Source organism: Uliginosibacterium sediminicola (assembly GCF_039631295.1).
GTDB classification, from domain to species: Bacteria; Pseudomonadota; Gammaproteobacteria; order Burkholderiales; family Rhodocyclaceae; genus Viridibacterium; species Viridibacterium sediminicola.
Map to the genome: position 1 here is coordinate 684249 of NZ_JBDIVE010000001.1, position 25734 is coordinate 709982.

30 protein-coding genes are annotated in these 25734 nt (G+C 61.7%); 25 read left to right on the plus strand and 5 right to left on the minus strand.

What is annotated here, in order from left to right; all coding sequences use genetic code 11:
• Positions 1 to 180: 180 nt before the first annotated feature.
• Complete coding sequence (locus ABDB84_RS03235) at positions 181 to 813, minus strand: response regulator (protein ID WP_345918242.1); 633 nt, start codon at positions 811 to 813, stop codon at positions 181 to 183.
• Positions 814 to 1049: 236 nt separating this feature from the next.
• Here ABDB84_RS03235 and ABDB84_RS03240 point away from each other — a divergent pair, with 236 nt between their 5' ends.
• The 10 genes from ABDB84_RS03240 (at position 1050) to ABDB84_RS03285 (ending at position 8916) form a co-directional block, all read left to right on the plus strand.
• Positions 1050 to 3596, plus strand: a complete 2547-nt coding sequence (locus tag ABDB84_RS03240; RefSeq protein WP_345918243.1) for a PAS domain S-box protein — start codon at positions 1050 to 1052, stop codon at positions 3594 to 3596.
• Positions 3593 to 4288 (plus strand): response regulator, encoded by a 696-nt coding sequence (locus ABDB84_RS03245; RefSeq protein ID WP_345918244.1) that lies wholly within the window; start codon positions 3593 to 3595, stop codon positions 4286 to 4288. Before ABDB84_RS03240 ends, ABDB84_RS03245 begins: the two co-directional genes overlap by 4 nt.
• Before the next feature lie 143 nt (positions 4289 to 4431).
• Positions 4432 to 5091: an isochorismatase family protein gene (locus ABDB84_RS03250; RefSeq protein WP_345918245.1), complete on the plus strand. Its 660-nt coding sequence runs from the start codon at positions 4432 to 4434 to the stop codon at positions 5089 to 5091.
• A gap of 5 nt (positions 5092 to 5096) precedes the next feature.
• Positions 5097 to 5819: a LuxR C-terminal-related transcriptional regulator gene (locus ABDB84_RS03255; protein WP_345918246.1), complete on the plus strand. Its 723-nt coding sequence runs from the start codon at positions 5097 to 5099 to the stop codon at positions 5817 to 5819.
• Positions 5820 to 6239: 420 nt separating this feature from the next.
• Positions 6240 to 6797: a hypothetical protein gene (locus ABDB84_RS03260; protein ID WP_345918247.1), complete on the plus strand. Its 558-nt coding sequence runs from the start codon at positions 6240 to 6242 to the stop codon at positions 6795 to 6797.
• Positions 6798 to 6943: 146 nt separating this feature from the next.
• Positions 6944 to 7252, plus strand: coding sequence for a type II toxin-antitoxin system RelE/ParE family toxin (locus ABDB84_RS03265; RefSeq protein ID WP_345918248.1), 309 nt, complete (start codon positions 6944 to 6946; stop codon positions 7250 to 7252).
• A 2-nt stretch (positions 7253 to 7254) separates the two neighbouring features.
• Positions 7255 to 7554 carry an addiction module antidote protein gene (locus ABDB84_RS03270; protein ID WP_345918249.1) on the plus strand — a complete coding sequence of 100 codons (300 nt, stop codon included), beginning with the start codon at positions 7255 to 7257 and terminating at the stop codon, positions 7552 to 7554.
• Positions 7555 to 7629: 75 nt separating this feature from the next.
• Positions 7630 to 8187, plus strand: coding sequence for a P-loop NTPase family protein (locus ABDB84_RS03275; RefSeq protein ID WP_345918250.1), 558 nt, complete (start codon positions 7630 to 7632; stop codon positions 8185 to 8187).
• 41 nt (positions 8188 to 8228) lie between these two features.
• Positions 8229 to 8624, plus strand: a complete 396-nt coding sequence (locus ABDB84_RS03280; RefSeq protein ID WP_345918251.1) for a rhodanese-like domain-containing protein — start codon at positions 8229 to 8231, stop codon at positions 8622 to 8624.
• An 88-nt stretch (positions 8625 to 8712) separates the two neighbouring features.
• Positions 8713 to 8916 carry a hypothetical protein gene (locus ABDB84_RS03285; protein ID WP_345918252.1) on the plus strand — a complete coding sequence of 68 codons (204 nt, stop codon included), beginning with the start codon at positions 8713 to 8715 and terminating at the stop codon, positions 8914 to 8916.
• A gap of 64 nt (positions 8917 to 8980) precedes the next feature.
• On the opposite strand, the gene ABDB84_RS03290 is transcribed toward ABDB84_RS03285, so the two are convergent.
• Both ABDB84_RS03290 and ABDB84_RS03295 read right to left on the minus strand, forming a co-directional pair.
• The gene (locus tag ABDB84_RS03290) at positions 8981 to 10558 is read right to left on the minus strand and encodes a DHA2 family efflux MFS transporter permease subunit (protein ID WP_345918253.1); all 1578 of its coding nucleotides are present in this window, start codon (positions 10556 to 10558) and stop codon (positions 8981 to 8983) included.
• A complete protein-coding gene (locus tag ABDB84_RS03295; protein WP_345918254.1) occupies positions 10555 to 11763 on the minus strand; it encodes an aspartate transaminase in 1209 nt (402 codons plus the stop codon). Before ABDB84_RS03295 ends, ABDB84_RS03290 begins: the two co-directional genes overlap by 4 nt.
• Before the next feature lie 200 nt (positions 11764 to 11963).
• Between ABDB84_RS03295 and nac the strand changes: the two genes are divergently transcribed.
• The 12 genes from nac to ABDB84_RS03355 all read left to right on the plus strand — a co-directional run bounded on the left by nac (position 11964) and on the right by ABDB84_RS03355 (position 21706).
• The gene (nac, locus tag ABDB84_RS03300; RefSeq protein WP_345918255.1) at positions 11964 to 12908 is read left to right on the plus strand and encodes a nitrogen assimilation transcriptional regulator NAC; all 945 of its coding nucleotides are present in this window, start codon (positions 11964 to 11966) and stop codon (positions 12906 to 12908) included.
• A 134-nt stretch (positions 12909 to 13042) separates the two neighbouring features.
• Complete coding sequence (locus tag ABDB84_RS03305; protein WP_345918256.1) at positions 13043 to 13516, plus strand: acetyl-CoA carboxylase biotin carboxyl carrier protein; 474 nt, start codon at positions 13043 to 13045, stop codon at positions 13514 to 13516.
• Positions 13509 to 14861, plus strand: a complete 1353-nt coding sequence (accC, locus tag ABDB84_RS03310; protein WP_345918257.1) for an acetyl-CoA carboxylase biotin carboxylase subunit — start codon at positions 13509 to 13511, stop codon at positions 14859 to 14861. The genes ABDB84_RS03305 and accC overlap by 8 nt, the downstream gene beginning before the upstream one ends.
• Complete coding sequence (gene pxpB / locus ABDB84_RS03315; protein WP_345918258.1) at positions 14858 to 15511, plus strand: 5-oxoprolinase subunit PxpB; 654 nt, start codon at positions 14858 to 14860, stop codon at positions 15509 to 15511. The genes accC and pxpB overlap by 4 nt, the downstream gene beginning before the upstream one ends.
• A complete protein-coding gene (locus ABDB84_RS03320; protein WP_345918259.1) occupies positions 15508 to 16509 on the plus strand; it encodes a 5-oxoprolinase subunit C family protein in 1002 nt (333 codons plus the stop codon). The genes pxpB and ABDB84_RS03320 overlap by 4 nt, the downstream gene beginning before the upstream one ends.
• 2 nt (positions 16510 to 16511) lie before the next feature.
• On the plus strand, positions 16512 to 16946 hold the full coding sequence (locus ABDB84_RS03325) for an acetyl-CoA carboxylase biotin carboxyl carrier protein (RefSeq protein ID WP_345918260.1): 435 nt from the start codon (positions 16512 to 16514) through the stop codon (positions 16944 to 16946).
• Positions 16947 to 16957: 11 nt separating this feature from the next.
• Entirely contained in the window at positions 16958 to 17734 is a 777-nt protein-coding gene (locus ABDB84_RS03330) for a LamB/YcsF family protein (protein ID WP_345918261.1), read from the plus strand.
• A 97-nt stretch (positions 17735 to 17831) separates the two neighbouring features.
• Positions 17832 to 18584, plus strand: coding sequence for an SDR family oxidoreductase (locus ABDB84_RS03335; protein WP_345918262.1), 753 nt, complete (start codon positions 17832 to 17834; stop codon positions 18582 to 18584).
• A 19-nt stretch (positions 18585 to 18603) separates the two neighbouring features.
• Entirely contained in the window at positions 18604 to 19305 is a 702-nt protein-coding gene (locus ABDB84_RS03340) for an amino acid ABC transporter permease (protein ID WP_345918263.1), read from the plus strand.
• Positions 19306 to 19308: 3 nt separating this feature from the next.
• Positions 19309 to 20076, plus strand: a complete 768-nt coding sequence (locus ABDB84_RS03345; RefSeq protein WP_345918264.1) for an amino acid ABC transporter permease — start codon at positions 19309 to 19311, stop codon at positions 20074 to 20076.
• Positions 20073 to 20807, plus strand: a complete 735-nt coding sequence (locus ABDB84_RS03350; protein WP_345918265.1) for an amino acid ABC transporter ATP-binding protein — start codon at positions 20073 to 20075, stop codon at positions 20805 to 20807. Before ABDB84_RS03345 ends, ABDB84_RS03350 begins: the two co-directional genes overlap by 4 nt.
• Positions 20808 to 20857: 50 nt before the next feature.
• Complete coding sequence (locus ABDB84_RS03355) at positions 20858 to 21706, plus strand: ABC transporter substrate-binding protein (protein ID WP_345918266.1); 849 nt, start codon at positions 20858 to 20860, stop codon at positions 21704 to 21706.
• 403 nt (positions 21707 to 22109) lie between these two features.
• Here the strand turns inward: ABDB84_RS03355 and ABDB84_RS03360 are convergent, their stop codons facing one another.
• Together ABDB84_RS03360 and ABDB84_RS03365 are read right to left on the minus strand one after the other, a co-directional pair.
• Complete coding sequence (locus ABDB84_RS03360; protein WP_345918267.1) at positions 22110 to 22754, minus strand: NADPH-dependent F420 reductase; 645 nt, start codon at positions 22752 to 22754, stop codon at positions 22110 to 22112.
• Between the two features lie 182 nt (positions 22755 to 22936).
• Positions 22937 to 23830 (minus strand): pirin family protein, encoded by an 894-nt coding sequence (locus tag ABDB84_RS03365; protein WP_345918268.1) that lies wholly within the window; start codon positions 23828 to 23830, stop codon positions 22937 to 22939.
• A 96-nt stretch (positions 23831 to 23926) separates the two neighbouring features.
• Between ABDB84_RS03365 and ABDB84_RS03370 the strand changes: the two genes are divergently transcribed.
• The 3 genes from ABDB84_RS03370 (at position 23927) to ABDB84_RS03380 (ending at position 25505) form a co-directional block, all read left to right on the plus strand.
• The gene (locus ABDB84_RS03370; RefSeq protein ID WP_345918269.1) at positions 23927 to 24829 is read left to right on the plus strand and encodes a LysR family transcriptional regulator; all 903 of its coding nucleotides are present in this window, start codon (positions 23927 to 23929) and stop codon (positions 24827 to 24829) included.
• Between the two features lie 86 nt (positions 24830 to 24915).
• The gene (locus ABDB84_RS03375; protein ID WP_345918270.1) at positions 24916 to 25215 is read left to right on the plus strand and encodes a type II toxin-antitoxin system RelE/ParE family toxin; all 300 of its coding nucleotides are present in this window, start codon (positions 24916 to 24918) and stop codon (positions 25213 to 25215) included.
• A 2-nt stretch (positions 25216 to 25217) separates the two neighbouring features.
• Positions 25218 to 25505 carry an addiction module antidote protein gene (locus tag ABDB84_RS03380; protein WP_345918271.1) on the plus strand — a complete coding sequence of 96 codons (288 nt, stop codon included), beginning with the start codon at positions 25218 to 25220 and terminating at the stop codon, positions 25503 to 25505.
• Positions 25506 to 25734 lie beyond the last annotated feature (229 nt).

Consider the following 25734-nt stretch of genomic DNA (forward strand, 5'->3'; position numbering starts at 1 on the left):
ACCCCCTGGGCGGACAGCCACCTTAGGGTAGATTTGCATCTGTCTTTTGGGGTAGATGGGGGTAGATGACGCGCGCAAGCGAGCGGGCGAAATGCCAATGGGCATCGCACCGGTGCTTTATCTAGCGGTGCTTTCAAAGCAGGAGAATGAAGCGCAGAGCAGGACGCTCTGGCTGAACCCTCAGAGCTGGATCAGGCCCCGTTGCAGGGCGATGATGACGGCATGGGTACGGTCTCGCGCACTCAGCTTGGCGAGGGTGCTCTTCAAGCGTGCCTTGATGGTGTCCTCCGACACCGACAGCATGGCACCGGCCTCGCGGTTGGAATAGCCCTGGGCGATCAGGCGCAGCACATCGACCTCGCGCTCGCTCAGCATCTCGTCGCCGGAGTGGTGCGCCAGAGCGACGGCCACTTCCGCAGGCACCCAGCGCCCCCCTGCATGCACGCTGCGCACGGCATCCAGCAGTGATCCCCGCAGGCTGCTCTTGACCAGATAGCCTGCCGCGCCGGATTTGAGCGCACGCCACGCTTGTACATCGCCCTGGTAGGTCGTCAGCACCAGAATGCGCGCATCGCGCGAAGTCTTGCGGATCGCCTGGATGGCCTCGATCCCGTCCATGCCGGGCATTTGCAGGTCCATCAAGGTGACATCGGGCTGCAGCGCGCGAAAGCGCTCCACGGCCTCGACGCCATTCGCGGCCTCACCGACCACCACGATGTCGGTTTGGCTCTGCAGCACCGCCGCCACCCCTTCGCGCATGAGCGGGTGGTCATCGACAATGAGCAGGCGGATGGCGGAATGATTAGGAAGCATGACCTTGGAGCAATGAATGAATAGCGCGCGGCTATGAGCCTGCGCTGAACGCGTTGATACTAACTGATGAAGCAGACAATGTTGCAATATGCCGGCATAGCGCCTGAGGCGCGAGCGGAACGCGCAGCGCGGCCGCACTCAGTCGCACGGCCTTCTGCTCGCCGGATCTGCACGAGGCGTGCCGCAGCAGTCAGCACAGAGGCATACATGTCACATTTACTTGGAGTGGGTCTTCATTGAAGCCGTACGATAAACCGGAGCACACGCCTCCCCTTGCCGACACCGCTGACACGCTGAAGCATGAGCTGGCACGCTGCCGCAGCGAGTTGGCGCAGGCCCGCGCCCAGGCCAAAGCCATGGCCGATGTGTTCATGCACTTGGCGGATGCCACCTTCATCGTCGAACGCGACGCCACCATCATCGACGCCAATCCTGCCGCCTGCGCCCTGCTCGGCTACAGCCGTGAAGCGCTGCTGCACATGTATCCGTGGGACTTCGTGATCAGCGCCTCACGTGAAGAGATCCTCACGCTGACGCAAGGCCTGCAGCCCGGCGAGGTCGCCACGGTGCAGCGCGTCTATCGGCGGCATGACCAGGAGCAACTGCTGATAGATCTGCGCCTGATCCGCTGCAATCTCGGCGGACGCGACCTGATCATGGTCTCATGTCGCGATGTCACCGCACGCGAGCGGGCATCCGAAGCCCTGAGCCGCAGCGAAAACCACCAGCGCCAACTGCTCGACTCGATTCCCGGCCTGGTCTGGAGTGCCAAGGCGACAGGCGAAGTGGAGTACCACAACAATCGCTGGACCGATTACACCGGCCTCACGGTCGAGCAGGCCAATGGCTGGGGCTGGCAGTCTGCGATCTATCCTGACGATCTGCCCAAACTCGTCAGCCAATGGCAAACACTACTGGCCACCGGCTCGGCTGGCGAGGGTGAAGCCCGTCTGCGCCGCCATGACGGCGTATATCGCTGGTACCTGTTCCGTGGTGTGCCGGTGCGCGACGATGCCGGCAAGCTGATCGGCTGGTTCGGCATGAACACCGACATCGAAGACCGCAAATGGGCGGAATCATTGCTTGCCGCCGAGAAGCGCGTACTGGAGATGATTGCGCAAGGCATGGCCTTATCCGATGTATTTGCGGCGATATGCCTGGCCGCCGATGAGATGTCTGCGGACACTTGCTCCCTCATTCTGGATTTCGAGGCCGGCAGCCGCTCAGCACGCAGTGCCATTGCACCGGGTTTCGGTCTCACGTCAGAAAGCGTGCCGCCACCGACCCACTGGCTGCCGCCGGATGCCCTGCTGCAGCACATATGTGACAGCAAGCTCCCGGTGGTCGTCGGCAAGCTGGCCCAAGCAGATCTGCAGGCTGATCAAGTCTGGCGCGAGCGCCTGCTGCAAAGCGGCTTTCAGGCATGCTGGCTGTCGCCGATACTGTCTTCCGTGGGCACGGCCCTGGGCGCCTTTGTCATGTATTCGCGCCTGGCGGGCGAGCCAGGATTGCAGCACGGCAAGATGATTGAGCAGATCACTCATCTGGCCGCCATCGCCATCGAGCGCCGATGCGCGGCCGAAGCACTGCGTGCCGCCGGACAGCTGGCACGCGGTCAGGTCGAAGCCCTGACGCACACGGTGGACGCGCTGGCCATTGAGTCCGAGCCCGAAAGAATCGCCGAGCATGTGCTGCGCACCATCACCAGCCAGCTGGGCGCCTTGGGCTGCAGCCTGTGGCGGCGTGAGGAAGACAGCGGCCTGGTGGCCTTTGCCTTCGCTTTCGAGCACGGTCGCATCGTGATGCCCAGCGACCCCAAGGTAGGCCCGGTCAGCCCGGCCCTGCGCATTGAGGATGTCTGGCCCTGGCCCGAGGTGTTTCGCACCGGCAAGCCCTATCTGCTCGAAGACATTCGCGAGGACCTGAGATTCCCCTGGCGCGACCATGTCCTGGCCTTGGGAGTGATCTCCATTCTGATCGTGCCGATGTTGGTGGCTGGCGAGGTGGAAGGCGTCATTGGCATCCGCTTCTCGGCCAGACGCACGTTCAGTACGGACGAAACGGATTTGGCCCAGGCGCTGGCCAATCTCGCCATGCTGGCCCTGCAACTGACCCGCTTGTCCGTGCAAAACCGCAGTGCGGCCGTGCTGGCCGAGCGTAACCGCATGGCACGCGACATCCACGATACCCTGGCCCAGGGCTTCACCGGCGTCATCGTGCAACTCGAAGCAGCCGCCGATGCCAGCGCAAAGGCGCTCAACGACGAAGCCAAGGCCCACATGCTGAGAGCCGCCGAACTGGCCCGCGACAGCCTGAAAGAAGCCCGCCGATCCGTGCAGGCGCTGCGCCCACAAGCACTGCAAGACAAGACCCTGTGCGAGGCGCTGGGCAGTCTGGTGCATACGATGACGCAGGGCACCGCGCTCAAAGCCGTGTTTTCTGTCGAAGGCAAGCTCGCCAGCCTGCCTGCCGAATGGGAAGAGAATCTCCTGCGCATCGGCCAGGAAGTACTCACCAATACCTTACGCCACGCTCAGGCGCAGCAGTTCAGCGTGCAGCTTGCCTTTGCGCCGTCCGCGCTCAAACTGACGCTGCAGGACGACGGCAAGGGCTTCGACGCCCGCAGCAAACACGATGGTTTTGGCTTGCTGGGCATCCGCGAGCGCGTGACCGGCATGGGTGGTCAGGTGAGCATCCACAGCCAAGCAGGCGCCGGCACCACGATCCATGTCACCCTGCCTTATCTGGCAGCTGAACACTCCGCAGAACGGACACCGCAATGAATTCATCTGAAATGCCCGCCACCCGCCCAGCAGCGCAGCCGGAATTGATGCACGCCGCGCCAGGCGAGGCAAAGGCGAAAATCCGCGTCCTCATCGCCGATGATCATGTGACCGTGCGCGAGGGCCTGGTCGCGATGATCGGTCGCCAGCCGGATATGGAAGTCGTTGCCGAAGCGGCCGACGGGCGCGCGGCGGTCAGCGCGTGGTTGGCGCATCAGCCCGATGTCTGCTTGCTCGATCTGCGCATGCCGATCCTCGATGGCGTCGCCACCATCGGCGAAATCCGCCAGCTCGCCCCGGCGGCACGCATCATCGTGCTCACCACCTTCGATACCGACAGCGATATCGCCAACGCCATCAAGGCCGGTGCACGTGGCTATCTGCTGAAGGACTCGCAGCGCGAAGAGCTGCTCGACTGCATCCGCAGGGTCAATGGCGGCGAGACCTGCATTCCGCCCGCGCTGGTCGCCAAGCTTGCCGCCGGCATCAGCAACGAGGCACTGACGGGCCGCGAGCTGGACGTGCTGAGCCTGCTCGCGCGCGGCAAGAGCAACAAGGAGATCGGCGCCAACCTCTACATCAGCGAGACCACCGTCAAATCTCATCTGCGCAGCATTTTCACCAAGCTCAATGTACTGAGCCGCACCGAAGCCATCACCGTGGCCAGCCGCCGTGGCCTGGTCAAAATCTAGCTGAAGCGGCTGCCCGCCTCCTCCAAAAGGAGGAGGCCGCGCTCCACCCTTGGTAGCGCGCAAAATCTGGTCGGCTGACTCATGGAAGGGATTGCTGCGAAGCGGCATGCTTGCGCCCATCCACTTTCGATGGAAGAGCAAACATGAGCCTCAGTTCGACTGATAAAGGCCTGTTGACGCCGGAGAACTGCGCCCTCGTCCTCATCGATTTCCAGCACACGCTGCTGGCCTGCATGGGCGATGCCGAGCGCGAGGCATTGCTTGTCAATGTGCTGACCATCGCCAAGGCTGCACGCATCTTCAAGCTGCCGGTCATTCTCAGCGCGCTGGACTCGGGAGAGTTCAGCGGCCAGCTGATCCCCGAGCTGCGCGAGCTGTTCCCGCACCAGCCGGTCATCCGGCGCAGCAGCATGAACGCCTGGGATTGCCCGGAATTCGTAACCGCCGTGCGCAAGACCGGGCTCAGAAATGTCATTGCCGCAGCCGCCTGGAGCGAGAGCAGCCTGGTCTTTCCGGCGCTGCAGATGATGGAAGAGGGTTACTACCTCTACCTCGCCGAAGACGCCTCATTTGGCATCCGCCCTGCCTCGCATGCAATCGCCATCCGGCGCATGGCACAAGCGGGCGCTGTTTCACTGTCTGCCGTGCAGGTGCTGCTTGAGCTGCAGCGCGACTGGGCACGCAGCGAGCAAGCCGCGCAAGTCATCGATGTGATGCGCGCACACAGCAGAATTTTCACCCAACACGACAGCACTTCCCCACTGCAAAAAGCAAATCCGTCGCGGCAAACAGAATCTGTTTGAGCGTGATGAAACGGATCGAAAGACTCTGGAGAACCCCCATGCAAAACCATCAACGCATCCGCATTCTGATTCAATATCACGACCCGCTGGTCGCCGCCGGGCTCAGCACCATTTTGCGCGAGCACGCCGATTTCGAACTTGTGGCAGAGACCGACCAGAGCAGCACCGCGCCCGACGTGCTGATCACCGGCTATGAGCACGGCCTTGCATGCATCACCGGCACTGCCAGCAGCGCCCTTCAAGTGAAGCCTTCTGGCGTGCTGATCCTGACGCGGCGCGATAGCGAATGGGAGATCAGGCACGCGCTCGAATGCGGCGCATGCGGCTACCTGACCCTGGGCTGTGCGCTGGACGAATTGGTCAGCGCAGTGCGCAGCCTGCATCGTGGCATACCGCATCTTGGCCAGATCGCCGCCCGCAAGATGGCCGACAGCATCGCCTGCGAACCGCTGACCGCACGGGAAATGGATGTACTGCGCTTGCTGGTGGAAGGCCATGCCAACAAAACAATTGCCAAGCACCTGGGCATCGCCGCAGGCACCGTCAAAGTCCACATGAAAAGCCTGTTCCACAAACTGGAAGCAACAAGCCGCACAGAAGTGGCCGCCGTCGCCGAACGGCGCGGCCTGCTGAGCCTGCCGCCCAGCCTTCCCGAACGCAGCGCTTTTCATCCCCAGTCTGCGCGGCGATACGCAGCCCCGGCAGCTTTCGAAACCTGCCAGATCTGAGCAGACGCCAAGGCCCATTCACCGCGCAAAAGCGCAGCCCCCTGTGCCCCGCGGAGCCAAGCACCACCGCCGCCCACCGCTTTGTGCTTGCGGACTTTGCCAACCCGCCTGAGAAAAGCCCCCACGCGTCGAATGACGCGCCGATATGCAACGTATCACCCGCAGACATGCAATCTGCACTGCACGCACAATCTCGGCGTTACCTTTTGCGCGCAAGGATGTCAGGCGACTAGAATGGTCGCTACCCGCAGGTCAAATCCTTGCCCGTCTGTCCGCACGATTGATGGGCTTATACAAGCAGACTGCCGACTTGCGTTGATAAATCAAAGTCTTGGGCGGATTTGGTCTGTCCGCACGATTAACCGTAGATGGACCTAGGGGTCCGTCTACTAACAGTTAGGCTTATTACAAGGAGGATGCATGCTCAACATTTTTACCGCTGAGTTTATACTCAGATTTATGCCAAATGGAGGCAAAGCCATTCTATTTAGAACCGCATTTATTGCAACCTATTTGTATTTAATAGCCATAGCAATAAGATCGCTAACCGGCGAGAATGCAACACTTTCTTTTTCTTTTGTAAATCTTCGCGCCGAGGTGCATGACACCATTCCTTGGGCTGGAACGATATTTGGCGCAGTCTATGTATCGCTGTACACCCGTTTTTCATCACAATGGTCGTATTTGGCGGGCCTCTATAATCAACAAATGGAGGTCGCCTCATCGACGCCTTCATCTGATTTTGATGAAGAAAATTTTGCCAACTGGCAAGCCGCCTTCATTGAAGATGCAGTTTGCATGCACTTGGCGACAAAGCGCGGATTCAGCAATGCGGTCAAACTAATGCTTGAAGATCAAAAAATCAAATCCATCCTTGAAGAGGATGGTCAGCTTGGAAAATCAGGCGTTAAGAAACTGGAGAATGCATTGAAAAAAATCAAAAACCAAAGCCCATGCGCATCACCTGAAAAAAAATAGCCTAACAATTCCGTCGAGAGGGACAGCCCAAAGCTGCGCTTTGGGTTCCCTCCGCCGCTTTGCGGCTCCAGTTGCCCCTCACGTCATTCGTTCGGCGTCTTACTTCTCACATTGACAAAATGTAGCCTATTGACTACATTTAATCCATGCTACAAGTCCGCAAAACCGATGTCTACGCAGCGTGGATTGATGGTCTTCGTGACATCCAGGGTCGTGCGCGTATCTTGGTCAGGATCGAGCGGCTTGCGGCCGGAAACCCCGGCGACATGAAATCTGTTGGCGAGGGTGTCTCGGAGTTACGCATCGACTTTGGCCCCGGCTACCGGGTGTACTTCACCAAACGTGGTCAGGAGCTTGTGATTCTCTTGGCCGGTGGCGATAAATCGACACAAGCCACAGACATCAAAACGGCTTTGCGCCTGGCGCGAGGTCTGAAAACTGGGCTGAAGGAATGAAAATGGCTAAAACAGCAACGAGCCGTTACGACGTCGCAGAGCATCTTCGCACCCCCGAAGAAATGGCTGCCTACCTTGAAGCGAGCATGGAAGAAGCAAACGGCGATGCAAGTTTCATTGCCAAGGCGCTGGGTGACATTGCACGCGCTAAAGGCATGTCTCAGGTTGCACGCGATGCCGGGCTATCGCGAGAAAGCCTTTACAAAGCACTCTCGGGCGATCGCGCGCCTGGCTTCGATACCATCCTGAAAGTCATGGGCGCCCTTGGATTGAAGCTGCATGCAGAAGCAGTCAATCGTTAAGCGGACGCTAAACACTACGATCCTGGGGATAGTCGCAGGCTGCGCTTGCGCCCCCCTTCGTTAGGCGCAACAGTAATGCAACGCGTGCTCATTACCGGGAATGCAGGGGCGGGGAAAACAACCGTCGCCAAGCAACTGGCTGCCCTTCTTCAACTGCCTTACTGGGGCCTCGATTGCGTAGTTTGGCAGCCGGGCTGGGTTAAGACGCCAAGAAATGAACGCACAGAAAAAGAAAAAGCTATCGCCGACAATACCGTTTGGGTTGTTGATGGTGTATCTGATGTTGTTCTCGCCGCTGCAGACGTGGTGGTGTTTCTAGACTACCCAAGACATACATGTTTTTGGCGTGTCCTGTGGCGTAACCTGCCGTATCTTTTCAGTTCACGCCCCGGCTTGCCCTCGCACTGTCCGGAGCTATTCATCATTCCAGCGCTAATAAAAATAATCTGGCGATTCCCGAAATTTGTAAGGCCAAATATTCTTCAAGCACGTTTGGACACCACAAAGCGGTTCGTCCACATTCGTGAAAATGAAGATCTAAACCAGTTCTTGAAGGAAGTCTCTGCAGCCGCGCCTGATAATTCAACCCAGGGCATCTCCAGCAAGCTGGCTTCCCCTGATCTCAAATGTTAGACGACAATGCTCCATCATAAAAATTGAGAGTCAATGCGGCTATGGAAGAACAACTCAAACACTATGCAAACAAGCTGGCCTATGAGATTGACTCATGGGATCTCAAGGTGGCTCTGGAGCGTCGCGATAATTTCACCGTGATCGATGCGCGCTCTCCAGAGGCGTATGCGGCAGAACACATTCCAGGCGCCATCAATATTCCCCATCGAAAGATGGATGCGGCAACTACCGCAAACATCGAAAAATCGTCGACTGTCGTTACTTATTGCGACGGCATTGGTTGCAATGCGTCAACGAAAGGGGCACTGAACATGACGAAGCTTGGCTTCAAGGTCAAGGAGTTGATGGGTGGGCTGGACTGGTGGAAACGTGATGGTCATCCAACATCAGGCGCTTTGTCTGCCACCCCACGTGAGGTCTCTTGTGGTTGCGAATGAAACAGCCGTCTAATTCCACGCTAGAGCGCTGCGCCCGCTGCAGGCTATCCACAAACTGGAGCATCGATTGAAGCCAAGCACCCATATCATGTTTGCAATCGCCGCTGTCCTCGTTACTTCCATCCTGCTTGCTATCACGGGTCTGATTGTGAAGTTCGGGATGCCTATGCTGTTCAAACTCTCCAGCTCGCAAGTGCTGTTTCTCGCATCTGCGTCGCTCTTCGTATCAAGCTTACGCCTGCTTTTTGTCGGTAACAGACGTCGGCGCCGCAATAAATCGGGCGAGCTCTAGAGGAAAGTGCAACACCTTGAACTTGGTTAGGTGTTGGGATGGGAAAAATCTACAGTCACATACATCAAGCCTTGGGATGCAAAGACACGCGGGGGATGCGGGCCATGCAGACGACGGCGATGAGTGCGAGGACGGCGGCGAGTAGCAGGCCGACATCGATGGCTTGACCCAGGGCGTCGCGCACCTGCGTCATCAGCAGCACGCCGTCGTGACCTGCAGCGCTCAGGCGTTTGATCTGCTCGACCTGAGCCTGGCTGTTCAAGAGGATGCGCGGATCAGCGAAGGGCGCCAGCAAGTCAGCTGCGCCGCTGCGCGCAAAGGCTGCGCTGACGCCAAGGTGGTAGAGCGCCATCACCAGTGAGCCGGCCAGCGCCGTGCCAAGCATGCCACCGACCAGACGCAGCGATTGCAGCAAGGCTGTCGCAATCCCCAGATGCTGGCGATCCGCGAGGCATTGCGTGAACAGCGTGAGGTTCATGAGGATGAAGCCCAGCCCCGTGCCGGCGCCAAAGCTCAGACAGAGCAATGTGGAGAAAGATGCGCTGCGGCCGATTGCCGCCAGACACGCGCAGCTGATCATCAGCACGACAAAACCCAGTAGCGGCACGCGATTGGGATTGCCGACGCGCGTAATGATGCGGCCATTGACGATGGCGCCCAGCGTGATGCACAGCGCCAGCGGCGTGATCAGCAAGCCGGCCTGCTTGGGCGACAAGCCATAAGCGCCCTGGAACAGCAGCGGCAGGTAGAACAGCAGCACGAACATGATCGCCCCCGCCAACACCGACAGCAGGAACAGGGAACGCATGCTTTTGTCCTGAAACAGCTCGCTTGGCAGCAGCGGGTCGGCACAGCGCCGCTCCCACCAGCACAGGGCGACGAAGGCCAGTACGGCGATGATCGCGCAGCTGGCCGCGAGCATCACCACGCCGCCACGCGAAAGCAATTGCACGAACAATTGCAGGCCGCCCAGCGACAGCGCAATCAACAAGGCACCCAGCCAGTCGATGCGGCGCTTGGCGGCCGAGGGATGTGGCGGAAAGTACGGCAGATGGCGCCAGATGAAGTACAGCGCCAGTGCACCCAGCGGCAGGTTGAGGTAGAACACCGAACGCCAGCCATAGCTTTGCGTCAGCCAGCCGCCGAGGGTCGGGCCGATGGCGTTGACGGCGCTGAACAGCATGCTCAGCAGCATCTGCCAGCGCAGGCGGCGCTCGGTTTCGGGGAACAGCTCGGGCACGCAGGCGAAGGCGGTGCCGATCAGGATGCCGCCGCCAATGCCTTGCAAGATGCGCGCCGCCAGCAGCCAGGCCATCGAGGGCGCGAAGGCGCACAACAAGGACGAGAGACTGAAGATCAGCACCGCCGCAAACACAAAGTATTTGCGGCCGAAGTAATCACCGAGGCGTCCGAAGATCGGGATGCAGATCACCGAGGCGAGCAGGTAGCCAGTGGCAATCCAAGCGTACAGCGAAAAGCCGCCCAGATCGGCCACGATGCTGGGCAGCACATTGCCGATGATGGTCTGGTCGAGGCCCGAGAGCATCAGGCCAAGTGCCACGCCCAGCAAAGCCAGCAGGGATTGCCGGAAGCCTGCGACCTTCATCTGCGCTTCCGGCAGCGGCACGCCCGCACGACTCATTGCAGCGCGGCGGCGGCGCGTGCGATACGTTTGCAGCCTTCGTCCAGGTTTTCCAGCGAAGTCGCAATCGACAAGCGGAAGTACGGCGACAAGCCATACGCCACGCCCGCCACCACGGCGACGCCTTCGCTTTCGAGCAGGTACATCACCACATCACCATCGTTGGCCAGTTGCTGGCCTTGCGGCGTGGTCTTGCCGATCCAGCCACTGCAATTGATGTAGAGGTAGAAGGCGCCGTCGGGCGCCACGCAGCTCAGGCCGGGAATGGCATTGATGCCGGCCAGCATGTGATCGCGGCGCTGACGATAGATCTCAACGCTGCTGGCAACGAAGCTCTGGTCGCCGTTCATGGCCGCCGCTGCGGCAGCCTGGCTCACCGAGCAGCAGTTGCCCGAGGATTGCGACAGCAGGGTGTCGATGGCGCGGATCAAATCCGTCGGGCCGGCCGCATAGCCGATGCGCCAGCCGGTCATGGCATAAGTTTTGGAGACACCGTTGATGACCAGGGTGCGCTCACGCAGCGCCGGCTCGGCTTCGAGCAGGTGCGGCGTGCGTTCGCCGTCGTAGCGGATGTGCTCGTAGATGTCGTCGGACATGATCATCACCTGCGGGTGCTGCAGCAGCACCTTGGCCAGCGCCTGGTATTCCTCCAGCGTATAGGCGGCGCCGGTCGGATTGCTCGGCGAGTTGATGATCAGCCAGCGCGTGCGCGGCGTGATCGCCGCTGCCAGTTGTTCGGGCAGCAGCTTGAAGCCGCTCGATTCCGGGCAGGCGATGGTGATCGGCGTGCCTTCGCAGGCGATCACCATGTCCGGATACGACACCCAGTACGGCGCCGGAATGATGACCTCATCGCCGGGCTCCAGCGTCACCGCCAGTGCGTTGTAGATGGCGCTCTTGGCGCCGCTGGTGGCGATGATTTCGTTGAGCGCGTAGCTGAGCTTGTTCTCGCGCAGCAGCTTGTCGGCAATCGCCTGGCGCAGTTCCACCGTGCCGGCCATCAGCGTGTAGCGCGTGGCACCGCGGGTAATCGCCGCTGCAGCGGCCTCGCAGATATGAACCGGCGTATCGAAGTCGGGCTCGCCAACGACCAGATTCACAATCGAACGGCCCTCGCGGCGCAGGCTGTTGGCGCGGTCGGCGGCCGAGGTGCTGGGGGAGGGTTTGATGCGCTGAACGCGCGAAGCAATGCGGGACGAAGTCACGGTGGAGACCTTGTTTGGGCGATCAAGTGAGCCGCCAGCTTATGGCTCGCACAGTCTTGGTGCCAAGACGAGTTCTTGCTGTATCGATACGAAAGGCTTATGGCTCGCGGTGTTCCGGCGTGTTTGGTGCCTCGCTGCGGGGCCGGTGCGCTTCTTGCTGAATGAGCATGTCGAGTTTGATGCACCCGCGAGCGTCCGCCATGAATCTCAAGCGTCTGAAGTACTTCGTGAAGATCGTTGATATCGGTAGCCTGACCCAGGCGGCCGATGTCCTGTTCATCGCCCAGCCGGCACTCAGCCAGCAACTGGCAACCCTCGAAGGGGAGGTGCGCCAGCAGCTCCTGGTGCGCACCCAGCGCGGCGTCACGCCGACCGAAGCGGGCAAGGTGCTGTACCGCCACGCGCAGCTGATCCTGCGCCAGTGCGAGCAGGCCAAGCTGGACATGGAAGCGAGCAGTCGCGGCATCTCCGGCCAGGTCTCGGTCGGTCTGGCGCCGGGTACTGCGGCGGCGACGCTGTCCTTGCCGCTGCTGCGCAAGGTGCGTGCGCGGCATCCGGGCATCCTGCTGTATCTCAATGAAAACTATGGCACCACGCTGTCCGAGCTGATCATGAACGGCCGCATGGATCTGGCCGTGCTGTATGGCGACAAGTCGGTGCACGGTCTCACGTTCATGCCGCTGCTCAAGGAAGAGCTTTATCTGGTCGGCCCGGCGAGCATGCGGCGCCTGCCCGAGAACGTGCGCCTGGCCGAGCTGGCCGAGCTGGAACTCTACCTGCCGCGCCCCTACAACGTCGTGCGCAAGCTGGTGAACGAGAGCTTCATGCGCGCCGGGCTCAATGCGCCGCGCGTGGTGGCCGAGATCGAATCGGCCGTCACCCTGCACGCGCTGATTGCCGAGGGCGTGGGCACCACCATCCTGCCGGCGTCGATGGCGCATGAGATGGTCAGCTCCTGCAAAGCCTGGTGCAGCCGCATTGTCGACCCGGTCATCGAGGCGCCGCTGGCCTTGTGCCAGTCCGACCATCTGCCGCTCTCCGAGCCGGCGCAGGCGGTCAAGGACATCCTGCTTGAGCTGGTCGGCGAAATGGGCAGCTCGGCTGCGCTGCGCGCCATCGAGCCAAGCAGCAAGGTCGCTGCCTGACATAAGCCGGGCTTATCTCGGCAAAGCGAATCCGTCTTGGCGTTGCCGGACGCCGACCGATACCTTGTCAGTGAGCAGGATGCACCGACGATCAGCGTCGGCCGCGTCCTGCCAGGACAAAGGTCATCGAGAGCATGGATCACGCGTATATCAGGACACTCATCGAAGCCCTTGAGGCATCGACGCTGACTGAACTCGAATTCAGCCAGAACGGCAGCACCCTGCGGCTCGCTAAATCGCTTACCAAGTCGACTACTCAGTCGCTCGCCGCGAGCCAGCCGCAAGACAGCGCCCCAGCCGCCAGCGTACCCAACGCGCCGCACGCCATCGCAGCCGCCCCCAGCGCAGCGCCCGCCACGCAAACACTCAAGGCCAGCATGTATGGCGTGGTGCATCTGCAAGCCTCGCCCGGCGCGCCTGCTTATGTGACGGCTGGCCAGCGCATCCAGGCCGGCCAGACCCTGTGCGTCATCGAAGCGATGAAGATCTTCAACGAAGTGCAGGCCGACGAAGATCTGCTGATCGAGGCCATCCTCGTCCAATCCGGCGAAGAAGTGGAGGCCGGTCAGGCACTGTTCAGATTCCAGCGGAGCGGCGCCGATGTTTGACAGCGTACTCATTGCCAATCGCGGCGAAATCGCGCTGCGCATCCAGCGCGCCTGTCGTGGCCTGGGCCTGCGCACGGTGGCCGTGTATTCGGAGGCGGATCGCGATGCCATTCATGTACGGCAAGCCGATCAGGCGCTGTGCATCGGCCCTTCCTCGCCGGGCCAGAGCTATCTGAACCAGGCTGCAATTCTCTACGCCGCCGAGATGTCGGGCGCGCAGGCGATTCATCCGGGCTACGGTTTCCTGTCGGAGAACGCCGGCTTTGCCGAGCGCGTCGAAGCGGCCGGCATCCAGTTCATCGGGCCGACCGCAGACTGCATCCGCACCATGGGCGACAAGGTCGCCGCCAAGCGGGCGATGCGCGAAGCCGGCGTGCCCTGCGTGCCCGGTCCGGATGAGGCGCTGCCTGAATCGAACGCCGAGATCGAAGCAATTGCCCGCGACATCGGCTACCCGGTGATCATCAAGGCGGCCGGCGGCGGTGGCGGGCGCGGCATGCGTGTGGTGCACGAAGCGGCCGAGCTGCTCAGCGCGCTGGCGCTGACGCGCGAGGAAGCGCGCCGCGCTTTCAGCAACCCCGAGGTGTACATCGAGAAGTTCCTGCTGCATCCGCGCCATGTCGAAATCCAGGTGCTGGCCGATCACCACGGCCATGCCATCTGGCTGGGCAGTCGCGATTGCTCGCTGCAGCGCCGTCACCAGAAAGTACTCGAAGAAGCGCCGGCACCGGGCATCGATCCGGCGCTGATCGCCAAGGTCGGCGAGCGCTGTGCCGAAGCCTGCCGGCAGATTGGCTATCGCGGTGTCGGCACCTTTGAATTCCTGTTCGAGAACGATGCGTTTTACTTCATCGAGATGAACACGCGCCTGCAGGTCGAACACCCGGTGACCGAGATGACCAGCGGCATCGACATCGTGCAGCAGCAATTGCGCGTCGCACGCGGCGAAGTACTGACGCTCACCCAGGCCGACATCGTCTGCCAGGGCCACGCGCTGGAATGCCGCATCAATGCCGAGAACCCCGAAACCTTCACGCCCTCGCCGGGCCGCATCAGCGCCTGGCAGGCACCGGGCGGCTTTGGCGTGCGCGTCGATAGCCACATCCATGCCGGCAGTGTGGTGCCGCCCTACTACGACTCGATGGTCGCCAAGCTCATCGTGCACGGCACATCGCGTGAAGATGCCCTCGCCCGCATGCGTCTGGCACTCGCCGAGACGCACATCGAAGGCATTGACACCAACATACCGCTGCACCGCCAGCTGCTCGACGACGCAGACTTCATCGCCGGCGGCGTGGACATCCATCACCTCGAACGCTGGCTCGCGCGCAGGAGCGCAACATGACCGCCCCCCGTATCAGTCTGCTCGGCACCACCGCGCTGCTCTTTGAAGCGGCTGGCGAACTTGAGCTGGCGACGCAACAGCGCATCTGGGCCTTGTCACGCGTGGCGCAGGAATGGGCCGAAATTCGCGAATCCGTGCCGGGCATGAACAACCTGATGCTGACTTTCCGCACGCCGCCCGCTGAACTGGAGAGTCTGAAGACGCGCCTGCTGCGCGCCTGGGACAAGGCCAAGGCGCTGCCGCTGGAAGGCCGCTGCATCGAACTGCCGGTGGTCTATGGCGGTGACGGCGGCCCGCACATGCAGGACGTGATGGATCACACGGGCTTGAGCATCGACGACATCGTCAGCCTGCACAGCGCACCGACCTACCCGGTCTACGCCCTGGGCAGCCATCCCGGCTATTGCTATCTGGGCGGCATGGATCAGCGTCTGGCAACGCCGCGCCGCAAGGTGCCGGTGCTGTCGATTCCCGGTGGCGCGGTGTCGATTGGTGGCAGCCAGACCGGCGTGTCGGCCTCCGCCGGCCCCAGCGGCTGGAACACCATCGGCAGTGCCAGCCTGCAATTCTTTGACCCGAGCTGGAATCCGCCGGCGCTGCTGCAGCCGGGCGATTCGATCAAGCTGCGTGTCGACAAGGTGATCCGATGATCGAGATTCTTTCCAACAGCGCGCTGGCAACGGTGCAAGACCAGGGCCGCCTGGGCAGCCTGCGCTACGGCGTCGGCACCTCGGGCGCAATGGACCCGCTGGCCCTGCTCGCCGCCAACTTGATGCTGGGCAATGACGAAAATGCCGCTGCCATCGAAGTGCCGGTGTTTCCGTTTCAGGTCAAGTTCAGCGCCGACTGCGCGTTTGCGATCAGTGGCGCCGATTGCGCAGCCAAGCTTGACGACACACCCCTGCTGCCGTGGAGTGTCTATCAGGCACGCGCCGATCAGGTGCTGCGTCTGGCGCCGCCGCAAAGCATCGCCGGCCCGGCCACGCTGCGCAGCAGCCGCGCTTATCTGGCGTTGGCCGGCGGTATCGACGTTCCCGTGGTGCTGGAATCGCGTGCCACGCAGATGCGCGGCAATTTCGGCGGCCATGAAGGGCGCCCCCTGCAGCGCGGTGATTGCCTGCGCGCACTGGAGCCCGGCATCGGCACGCGGCCAGTCGGCTTCGGCATCGTACCGCCTGCTGTCGCCATGCCGCTGCAAGTCGACGGCATCAATGCCATCCGCGTACTGCCGGCCGCGCAGTATGAGAACTTCACCGAAGCCTCGCGCACAGCCTTCTGGTCAACGCCGTGGAAGATCACCGCGCAGAGTGACCGTTACGGCTATCGTCTGGCCGGCGAGAACATTGTGCCGATTGCGCCGATGGAAATCCTCTCGCATGGCATCGTGCCCGGCGTGATCCAGGTGCCGCATGGCGGGCAACCGATCATCCAGATGCGCGATGCGCAGCCTTCGGGCGGCTATCCGAAATTCGGCACGGTCATCGACGCCGACATGTGGCGTCTGGGGCAGGCGCCGATTGGCAGCCAGATCCGCTTCATCGAAACCAGCTGGGATGCGGCCATCGCCGCACTCGCGCAATTGCAGGACTGGCGAGCCTCCGTGCAGCGCCTGATCGCGCTGCAACGCTGGTCGTACGGGAGAGCTTGAACATGAACGTCGTCCAACTGCGCGAAATTTTCGACTGGCTGGCGCCCACCAGCATTTGCGAACTGGAGCTGCACACCGCGCAAAGTCATCTACGCCTGCGCCGCGAGCCAAACGCTGCCGATAACACAGTCATCGTCTCACCCAACATCGCTGCGACTGCTGCAGCCAGCGCGCCGACAGCAGTACCGGACGCGCCGCAACTGCTCGCCAAAGCAGCTTACGTGGGTACGTTTTTGCATCGCCACCCGCTGCGTGATGAAGATCTGGCGCCGACCGGCAGCACGGTCAAAGCGGGCCAGGTTATCGGCTTGCTGCAAGTGGGCGCATTACTGATGCCGCTGGAGGCGCCCGCCGATGGCATCGTCATTGAACATCTGGTCAAGCACGGCAGCATCGCCGGCTACGGCAGCGCCTTGATCGCCCTTGAACCTCGTTGAGCCGGTACATCATGGACATTGATCTGAACGCAGACCTCGGTGAAGGCTTTGGCCCCTGGCGCATGGGAGAGGACGAAGCGCTGATGGGCGTGATCTCCTCGGCCAACGTCGCCTGCGGATACCACGCTGGCGACCCGCTGATCATGATGCGCACAGTCGCCAACGCCAAAGCGCGCGGCATCGACATCGGCGCGCATGTGGGATTCCCGGACCGGCAGGGCTTCGGCCGCCGCCCCATGCAGATCGACACGGCCGAGCTCGCCAGCATGGTCATCTACCAGCTTGGCGCACTGGCCGGCATCGCGCGTGCTGCCGGTTACAGCATGACCCACATGAGTTTTCATGGCGCGCTGGGCAATCTCGCCGCAGCCGATGCGGCGCTGGCCCTGCCCCTGCTGCGTGCCGTGGCTGATTTTGATTCAGAGCTGATCGTCAGCTCGTCGAGTAGTCGCGCCATCGAACAGGCCGCCGCACAATGCGGCCTGCGCGTGGCGACCTCATTCCTCGCAGATCGTGCTTACGACGATGAGGGCCTGCTGGTGCCACGCAAGCTGCCCAATTCAGTGATCCACGACCCACAGGCGGTGTTTGACCGCGTCAAGCGCTTCCTCGATCACGGTCACGTCATCACCTACAGCGGCAAGCAGCTGGCGATGCCGGCACGTTCGATTCTCGTGCATGGCGATACGCCCGGCGCTGTCGCCCTGGCCCGCAGCATCCGTGACGAAATCGAAGGCGGTGCAAGCCGCATCGTGCCGATCTCACAACAGCTCGCTGCGAAGACATAAGCGAGTCTTATTGCTGCACAGCCATTCCGTCTTGGCGCATCCGCTTCACGCTCGTTACATTGAACTCAACACGGCAAGATTTTCATCAGGAACCCAAATGCCTTTCTCCGATTACAAGACTGCTCTCGTCACTGGCGCCTCATCCGGCATCGGCGCTGCTGTTGTCGAGCGCCTGTGCGCTGAAGGCTTGCAGGTGCATGCGCTGGCGCGCAGTGCTGATGCGCTGGACGCACTGGCCAAGCGCACCGGCTGTATTCCGCACGCCATTGACGTGACCGATCTGGCCGGCGTCACGCGCCTCATGGGAGAAGTCGAATTCGACATCCTGGTCAATAACGCGGGCGTTGATCGCCCGGGCTCGATTCTCAAATCCACGGCTGAAGACATCGATCTGATTCTCGATGTGAATCTGCGCGCCGTGCTGCAACTCTGTCGCCTGGCCTTGCCTGGCATGGTGGCGCGTGACCGTGGTCACATCGTCAACATCAGCTCGATTGCCGGCGCCTACAACTTCGGCGGCAACTCGACCTATCACGCCAGCAAGGCAGCGGTGCACATGCTCTCACGCCAGCTGCGCATCGATGCCTATGGCAAGCGCGTACGCGTCACCGAGATCTGTCCGGGCCGCGTCGCCACCGACATCTTTGCGCATGTGCATGGCGACTCGGCCGAGATCCGCGAGCGCTTCATCGACGGCTTCGAACTGCCGCAAGCGGCCGACATTGCCAATGCCATTGCCTTCGCGATTGCTGCGCCGATTGCGGTCAATGTGGGGCTCATGGAAATCATGCCGACGCTGCAAGTGCCCGGCGGCTTGTCCACCACGCGCCCCGAATCGCCGCAGTCCTGATCAGGCCCGAGCACCGAGCATGAACGACTTCAACCTCACCGCCATCCTGATGAATCCGGAGTACAGCGCGATGCTCATCAAGGGCATCAAGCTGACGCTGCTGGTGGCGCTCTGTTCATGGACGCTGGCGATGTCGCTGGCCGTGTGTCTGCTGACCTTGCGGCTGACCTCGCTGAAGTGGGCGCAGAACTTTGTCGCCGCTTATGTCTCGTATCACCGCAATGTGCCGACCCTGGTGCAGCTGATGCTGTGGTACTTCGGCATTTCCAGCCTGCTGCCGAATGCGCTGCAAGCCTGGCTGTCCGAACACAATGCCGAAGCCGTTTTCGCGATTGTCTCGCTCGGCCTGTGTCAGGCCGCCTATTTCAGCGAAGACTTGCGCTCCGGTCTGCGCGCCATTCCGAGCGGTCAGAGCGAAGCGGCGCGCGCACTCGGGCACAGCTATATCGGTTCGATGCGTCACGTGATCATGCCGCAGGCAATCCGCAATGCGCTGCCTGCGCTGGTCAATCACAGCGTCTCGCTGTTCAAGAACAGCAGTCTGGCGATGGCCATCGGCGTGGCCGAGCTGACCCACGCGGTGAAGGAAGTCGAGAGCCAGAGCTTTCGCGCCTTCGAATCCTATTTCATTGCCACGGTCATGTACCTGGCCTTGTCGCTCATCATCATGGGCGCCGGCGCCTGGCTGACCAAGCGCCTGACGATTGCAGGAGCCCGCTGAACCATGCTCGATATCGTCCAAATCCTGCGTGACAACTGGCTGCTGCTCCTGGTCGGCCAGTACCCCAACGGCCCGCTCGGCGGCATTGTCTGCACGCTGATCCTCTCCGTGCTTGGTATTGTTCTGGCATTTCCGCTGAGCGTGCCGATTGCGCTGGCCCGTTTGTCCAGCAATCGCTTCTTGAACTGGCCGGCCACCGTGCTGGTGTACGTGGTGCGCGGCGTGCCCTTGCTGATGATCATCCTGTGGGTGTACTTCCTGCTGCCCACGCTGATCGGCCACGACGTGCCGGGCTTCGCCACGATGCTCTGTACCCTCGTTGTGTATGAAGCGGCGTATCTCTCCGAAGTCGTGCGCGCCGGCATCCTGGCCTTGCCCAGGGGGCAGATGGAAGCGGCCCGCGCACTCGGCCATGGCTACTTTGGCGCGATGCGCTTCGTGATTCTGCCGCAGGCGCTCTACAACTCGCTGCCCAGCATGCTCAGCCAGTTTGTGTCGACGATCCAGGAAACCACGCTGGGCTATGTGATCAATGTGCCCGAGCTGACCTTTGCCGCCAACCAGATCAACAACCAGCTGCTGACCAAGCCCTTCCAGGTCTTCTTCATCCTGGCGCTGACCTACTTTGTCGTCTGCTTCAGCCTGACCAAGCTGTTCGGCAGCATCGAGCAGCGCATTGCACGCAAGCGCCTGGGCACGGCCACGCCGGTCCCTGCAGCGAACACGCCCAGCCTGCCACCGTCCAACCTCTCAGCAAAGCAACTGCCATGATCCTGTTCTCGAACGTGAACAAATGGTACGGCGAGTACCAAGCCCTCTGTGACATCAACGCCGAAGTAAAGAAAGGCGAGGTCGTGGTGGTCTGCGGGCCTTCGGGTTCGGGCAAGTCGACGCTGATCCGCACGGTCAATCGTCTGGAAGAGATCAAGTCCGGACAGCTGCTGTTCGATGGTCACGATGTGCACGGCAACCTCAACACGGTCGAACTCAATCGTCTGCGCAGCCGCGTTGGTTTCGTGTTCCAGAGCTTCAATCTGTTTCCGCATCTGTCGGCGCTGGAGAACATCATGCTCTCGCCGATCCACGTGCTCGGCACCAGCCGCAGCGCTGCGCGCGCCAAGGCGCTGCAGCTGCTCGACCGCGTCGGCCTCGCAGATCGCGCCAACTCGTTTCCGGCACAGCTCTCCGGTGGCCAGCAGCAACGCGTGGCCATTGCCCGCGCATTGGCGATGGAGCCGCCGGCGATGCTGTTTGACGAGCCGACCAGCGCGCTCGACCCCGAAATGGTCGGCGAGGTGCTGAGCGTGATGCGCAGTCTCGCCGAAGACGGCATGACCATGATGTGCGTGACGCACGAGATGAACTTCGCCCGCGAAGTGGCCAATCGCATCTGGTTCATGGATGCCGGTCGCATCATCGAAACCGGAACGCCGGCAGAGTTTTTCAACAACCCGCAGCATCCGCGTGCGCAGCGCTTCCTGTCGGACCTGCGCGTTCACTAGACATTTGCAGAGCCCTCCCCACCCTCACACAACATCCACAGGAGTTTTCCATGTCAGCCGCCTCATCCCTGCTTCGCACTGCCGCCCTTGGCGTCGTACTCTGTAGCGTGTCGCAAGTTGCGCTCGCCGACCGCTGGAAAGACATCAGCGACAGCAAAGAACTCAAATGCGGCACCTTCGCCGATGTGCCGCCCTTCGCCGCGCCGGACCCCAAGACGCGCGAGATGGTCGGCTTCGATGTGGACCTGTGTACCGCGCTGGCCAAGCAACTGGGCTTGACGGCCAAGGTCACGCCCTTGTCGGTCGAAGCACGCGTGCCCGAAGTGAAGCTCGGTCGTGTTGATGTCACCATCGCCAACCTGGCCTACACCGTCAGCCGCGGCGAGCAGATCCAGTTCAGCGATCCGTACTACATCGCCAAGGAAATGCTGGCCGTGCGCGCTTCCGAAGCCGGCACCACCAAGGCCGACTTCAAGGGCAAGCGCATCAGCTCGACCAAGGGCTCGACTTCAGAGCTGTCGATCAAGCTCAATGGCTCGGAACCCGTCACCTTCCAGGACACCGGCTCGGCCTACATGGCCGTGCAGCAGAACAAATCGGTCGGCATGGTGGCCAACACCATGACCATCACCAAGCTCGTGCATCAATCGAAAACCGCGGGTGCCGAACTGCGCATGATCAACGAACCGATGGCACTGCAACCGGTGGGTATCGGCATGAAGAAGGATGAGCCGGCGCTGACCGCCAAGGTGAACGAAGCGCTTTACGCGATGGAAAAGAACGGCGAAATCGACCGCCTGTGGGCCAAGTGGCTCGGCCCCAACACCGAGTACAAGATGGTGCGCGAAGAGAAGGTCCAGCCGCTCTCCGCACTGAAGAACTTCACGCCGCTGCCCTGAACCGACGCACGCTTCCCGCCGGGGCGGTAAAGCCCGGCTGAACAAAGCAAAAGCCCGCAACCACCGTTGCGGGCTTTTTGTTTGCCAACAGACGAAGACAAGCACCAACGCGAGGACAGACAGCGGCTATCGCTATTCGGCAAACATCGCCGCAACCTGGTTCAACCAGGCTTCGCGCTTGGCCGGGGTGGCATGGCTGACGGGAGACAGGGCGACCCATTCCGGAAAGCAGGCGTAAAGCGCATCCATGCTGAATTTTACGCCGCACTTCACAGCCTTGCGGGTACGCCTTCGTTGGCTCGCACTCGCACTGACTCAGACAGCGGGAGCAGACGCGCTGCGCGACAAACCGCCATCGGCATCACACTGATGGCGGCGTATTGTGCGCACGCGCCCGCTTGGCTCAGATCTTGATGAAGTTCGTCGCTGCCAGCGCGCCGAAGGGCAGCTCGGCCAGGCGTCCGCCTACGTCCAGCGCGCCAAGGTCGACCGGGAAGTAGCCGATGGCTTCGAGGAGCTTGCGCACCTCGGCCTTGGCCTGGGCATCATCACCGGAGTAGAACTGGACACGCTGACCGCCCGACACATCGGGCTCAGACAGCACCTGAACATCCAGATGGTTCAATGCCTTGACCAGACGTGCGCCGGGCACCAGCTCGCGGACTACTTCACTCGAATACTTGCCGCCCAGATCGACCGCTTTGATGCCATAGGCGGCGAGCGGGTTGCTCGGGTCTTTGGCATCGGGGGAGTCGGGATCGAGGAACTTCACCGGGTTGGTGCCGTCGATCACGATGCGGCCATTCCAGGCCGGCAGGCTGCCCAGAACCTTGCCCAGATCGCTCCAGCGCACGGCGACCACAACGATGTCGGCGCTGGCTGCTTCAGCGGTAGTGCCGGCCTTGATCGACGGCCCGAGTTCAGCCACCAGTGCCGCGAGGGAAGCCGGTCCGCGGCTGTTGGAAATGGTTGCCTGGATGCCTTTGCGCGCCAGCGCCCGGGCCAGATTGGAGCCAAGCGCGCCTGCGCCGATGATGCCGATAGTCATGATTCATTCCTCTATGTTGAAAGGGGCTTGTCGATGTCGCGCCTCCAGCGCCCCGAAGGCTGGTGCTTGCGTGTGATGCACTGCGCGACGCGAAAGCCGCTGCCGCGCACAAACATAAAATGACGTACCAATAGGCATGCGGACGACAGAACGAAGCCGGACGCCTCTGCTTCGTTCAGCAATCAGTCGAGAAGCCCGTCGCGCTGCAGCGCCATGCCGATCCGCTGAATCTCGGCTTCGCCTTGCTTCAGCGCGGCTCGACTGGTGTGCACCGAATAAGCGCCCATCACGAGCTCATAGGGATGCTTCACTGCCGAGCCCAGCACGAAACTGCTGTCCGCCTCGGCCACGATCTCGATGCCCTGCGCCGACTCTTCGAAAATCACCAGCTCGCCCGCATCCACGGCTTCATGGGCATGGATTTGCCCGGTATTCACGGCCAGCCAGGCCACCGTGTGACCCGCAGGCGGCGTGTATAGCCAGCGCTCACCCGCCTTGAGACGCACCGCCAGATAAGTCATGTCAGACGGCGCGGGAATCAGGCTTTGCACATCGCCATAGCGGCCGAGCATCACGCTCACCGGCCCGGCCTGCGGCACGTCCGAGGGCGCGAGATACAGACTCTGCGCCGGCGCATTCTCTTCACTCGGCGGCAGCGCGACCCATAACTGGAAGCCTTGGATGCGCCCCTCGCCAGCCGGGCCGCCCTTGTGCCAAACCCCCTTGCCCGCACGCATCCACTCCACCCCGCCGGCAGGCAAGGTGCCCGACTTGCCGGTGCTATCCGCGTACACCACATCGCCCTCCAGCAAGAAAGTCAGCGTCGCCAGGCCCGAATGCGGATGCATGCCGAAACCTCGCTGGCCGCCTTTGGCCTTGAAACTGACCCGATCCAGAAACACGAAGGGTTTGAGCAGCTCGCCAAGATCTCCAGGACTCATCAGCCGCGTAATCGGCCCATGGGTGCTGCCGCGCGTGCGCAGGACGATGGAGCGCGCCTCAAGCGTGTGTGCCGGGCGGGGTGAAGCGGGCGAAATGGTCTGCATGAGCGTGGCCTCGGATTCGGTTGCAGGCATCTGCTGCCTGATGTGCAAAGAATAGGGCCGCCGCGATTGATTGATTAGATGGTATGGTTTGCCTGGACTCATCCAATTTATGAAGTAATCGTCCTCATGCTCGATCTGAATGACGTCGCCTTGTTTGTGCATGTCGTGCGCTACGGCAGCTTTGCCGAAGCCGCGCGCCGCCTCGGCATGCCGCCGAATACGGTGAGCCGGCGCGTGCAGGGACTCGAAACCCAGCTCGGCATGCGCTTGCTGCAACGCTCCACCCGCAAGCTCACCCTGACCGACGCCGGCGAGCGCTTCCATGCGCGCTGCGCAGGCGCCGTCGATGGCCTGCACGAAGCCGCCCAAGCGCTGTTGACGGACACTCAGGAGCCCAGCGGCCTGGTCCGCGTGGCGGCACCGGCCGACTTCTTTGATTTCTTCCAGATGGAATGGGTGGCCGCGTTCATGGCGCGCTATCCCAAGCTGCGGCTTGAGTTCGTGCTCAGTGATGCAAAAGCCGATCTGATCGGCGACCAGATCGACCTGGCGCTGCGCGGCGGTCCGATGCAGGACTCAAGCTACATCGGCAGACAGGTCATGCTCTGCCAAACCTCCGACCGGCTCGTCGCCAGCCCGGCCTACCTCGCCACACACGGCCAGCCCGACAGCTTGCAGGCACTGGCCCGGCACGCCTGCATCAGCTTCGCCCAACCCGGCAAACAGGCAACCTGGCGCCTGCTCGGGCCACAGGGTGAAAGCGAAGAGATACACCTCACCCCCGTGCTCAGCGGCAATACCGCACAGGCGCTGCGCAAAGCCGCCGTCGCCGGAATCGGCATCACCCTGCTGCCGCACCCTGTCACCCGGCGCGATCTCGCCAGCGGCGCACTGGTGCCAGTACTGCCGCAATACAAACGCCCCGGCAGCGGCCTGCACGCCCTCTACCCCAGCCGCCGCCATCTGCCGCCAGCCGTCTCAGCCTTCATGGCACTCGTCACCGAAAAGCTGAACGAGGTGGCGGACTGAACAGAGCTGCGTTGGCTGACAGTTCGGTGTCTTTGTTCAGTCGCCGCCCGGATTGACTTGCGTATCTTTTTGGATACACTGGATTGATGAACACCTTTCTTCGTTCAGATGAGTTCAACGCTTGGCTCTCCTCGCTCAAAGACAAAGTTGGCCGCGCCCGCATCATTCACCGCATCCGCTCTGCTGAGCACGGCAACTTCGGTGATTGTGAGTCTGTCGGCCAAGGCGTCTCTGAAATGCGCGTTCATTTCGGGCCAGGCTACCGCGTGTACTTCACTCGTCGAGGCGATGTGGTCTATCTGCTTTTGTTGGGAGGAAATAAATCTTCCCAACAGCGCGACATCAAGCGCGCAATTGAAATGGCGAAAGCCATTGAGAAGGATTAATTATGGCCAAGTACGCTCAATTTGATGCCGCAGACTATCTCGACGACGAAGAAACCATCGCCGCGTATCTGACGGCTGCGCTCGAAGACCCAAACCCCGATGTTTTTCTCACTGCCGTAAGAGACATCGCGCGCGCAAAAGGCATGACGCAACTGGCGAAAGATGCCGGGCTAGGCCGTGAGAGTCTCTACAAAGCCCTGACACCGGGAGCCAAGCCACGCTATGACACCATGTTCAAACTCCTGCGCGCTCTGGGCATCAAGCTCTCCGCTACGCCCGTGCACCCATGATCCAGACGCCGAACACTGCAACCCACGGGAAGAAGGCCGCCGCCCGCATCGCAGACCCGTGTGCAATCTCGGCAAAGCCTTTGCGGGCCAGGATGCCAAGCAACTAGAATGGCTGCAACCCACACGCCACGCCCTTGCCCATCTGTCCGCACGATGGATGGGCTTATACGCGCAGACTGCTGGCTTGCGTTGATGAATCAAAGTCTTGGGCGGATTTTGTCTGTCCGTA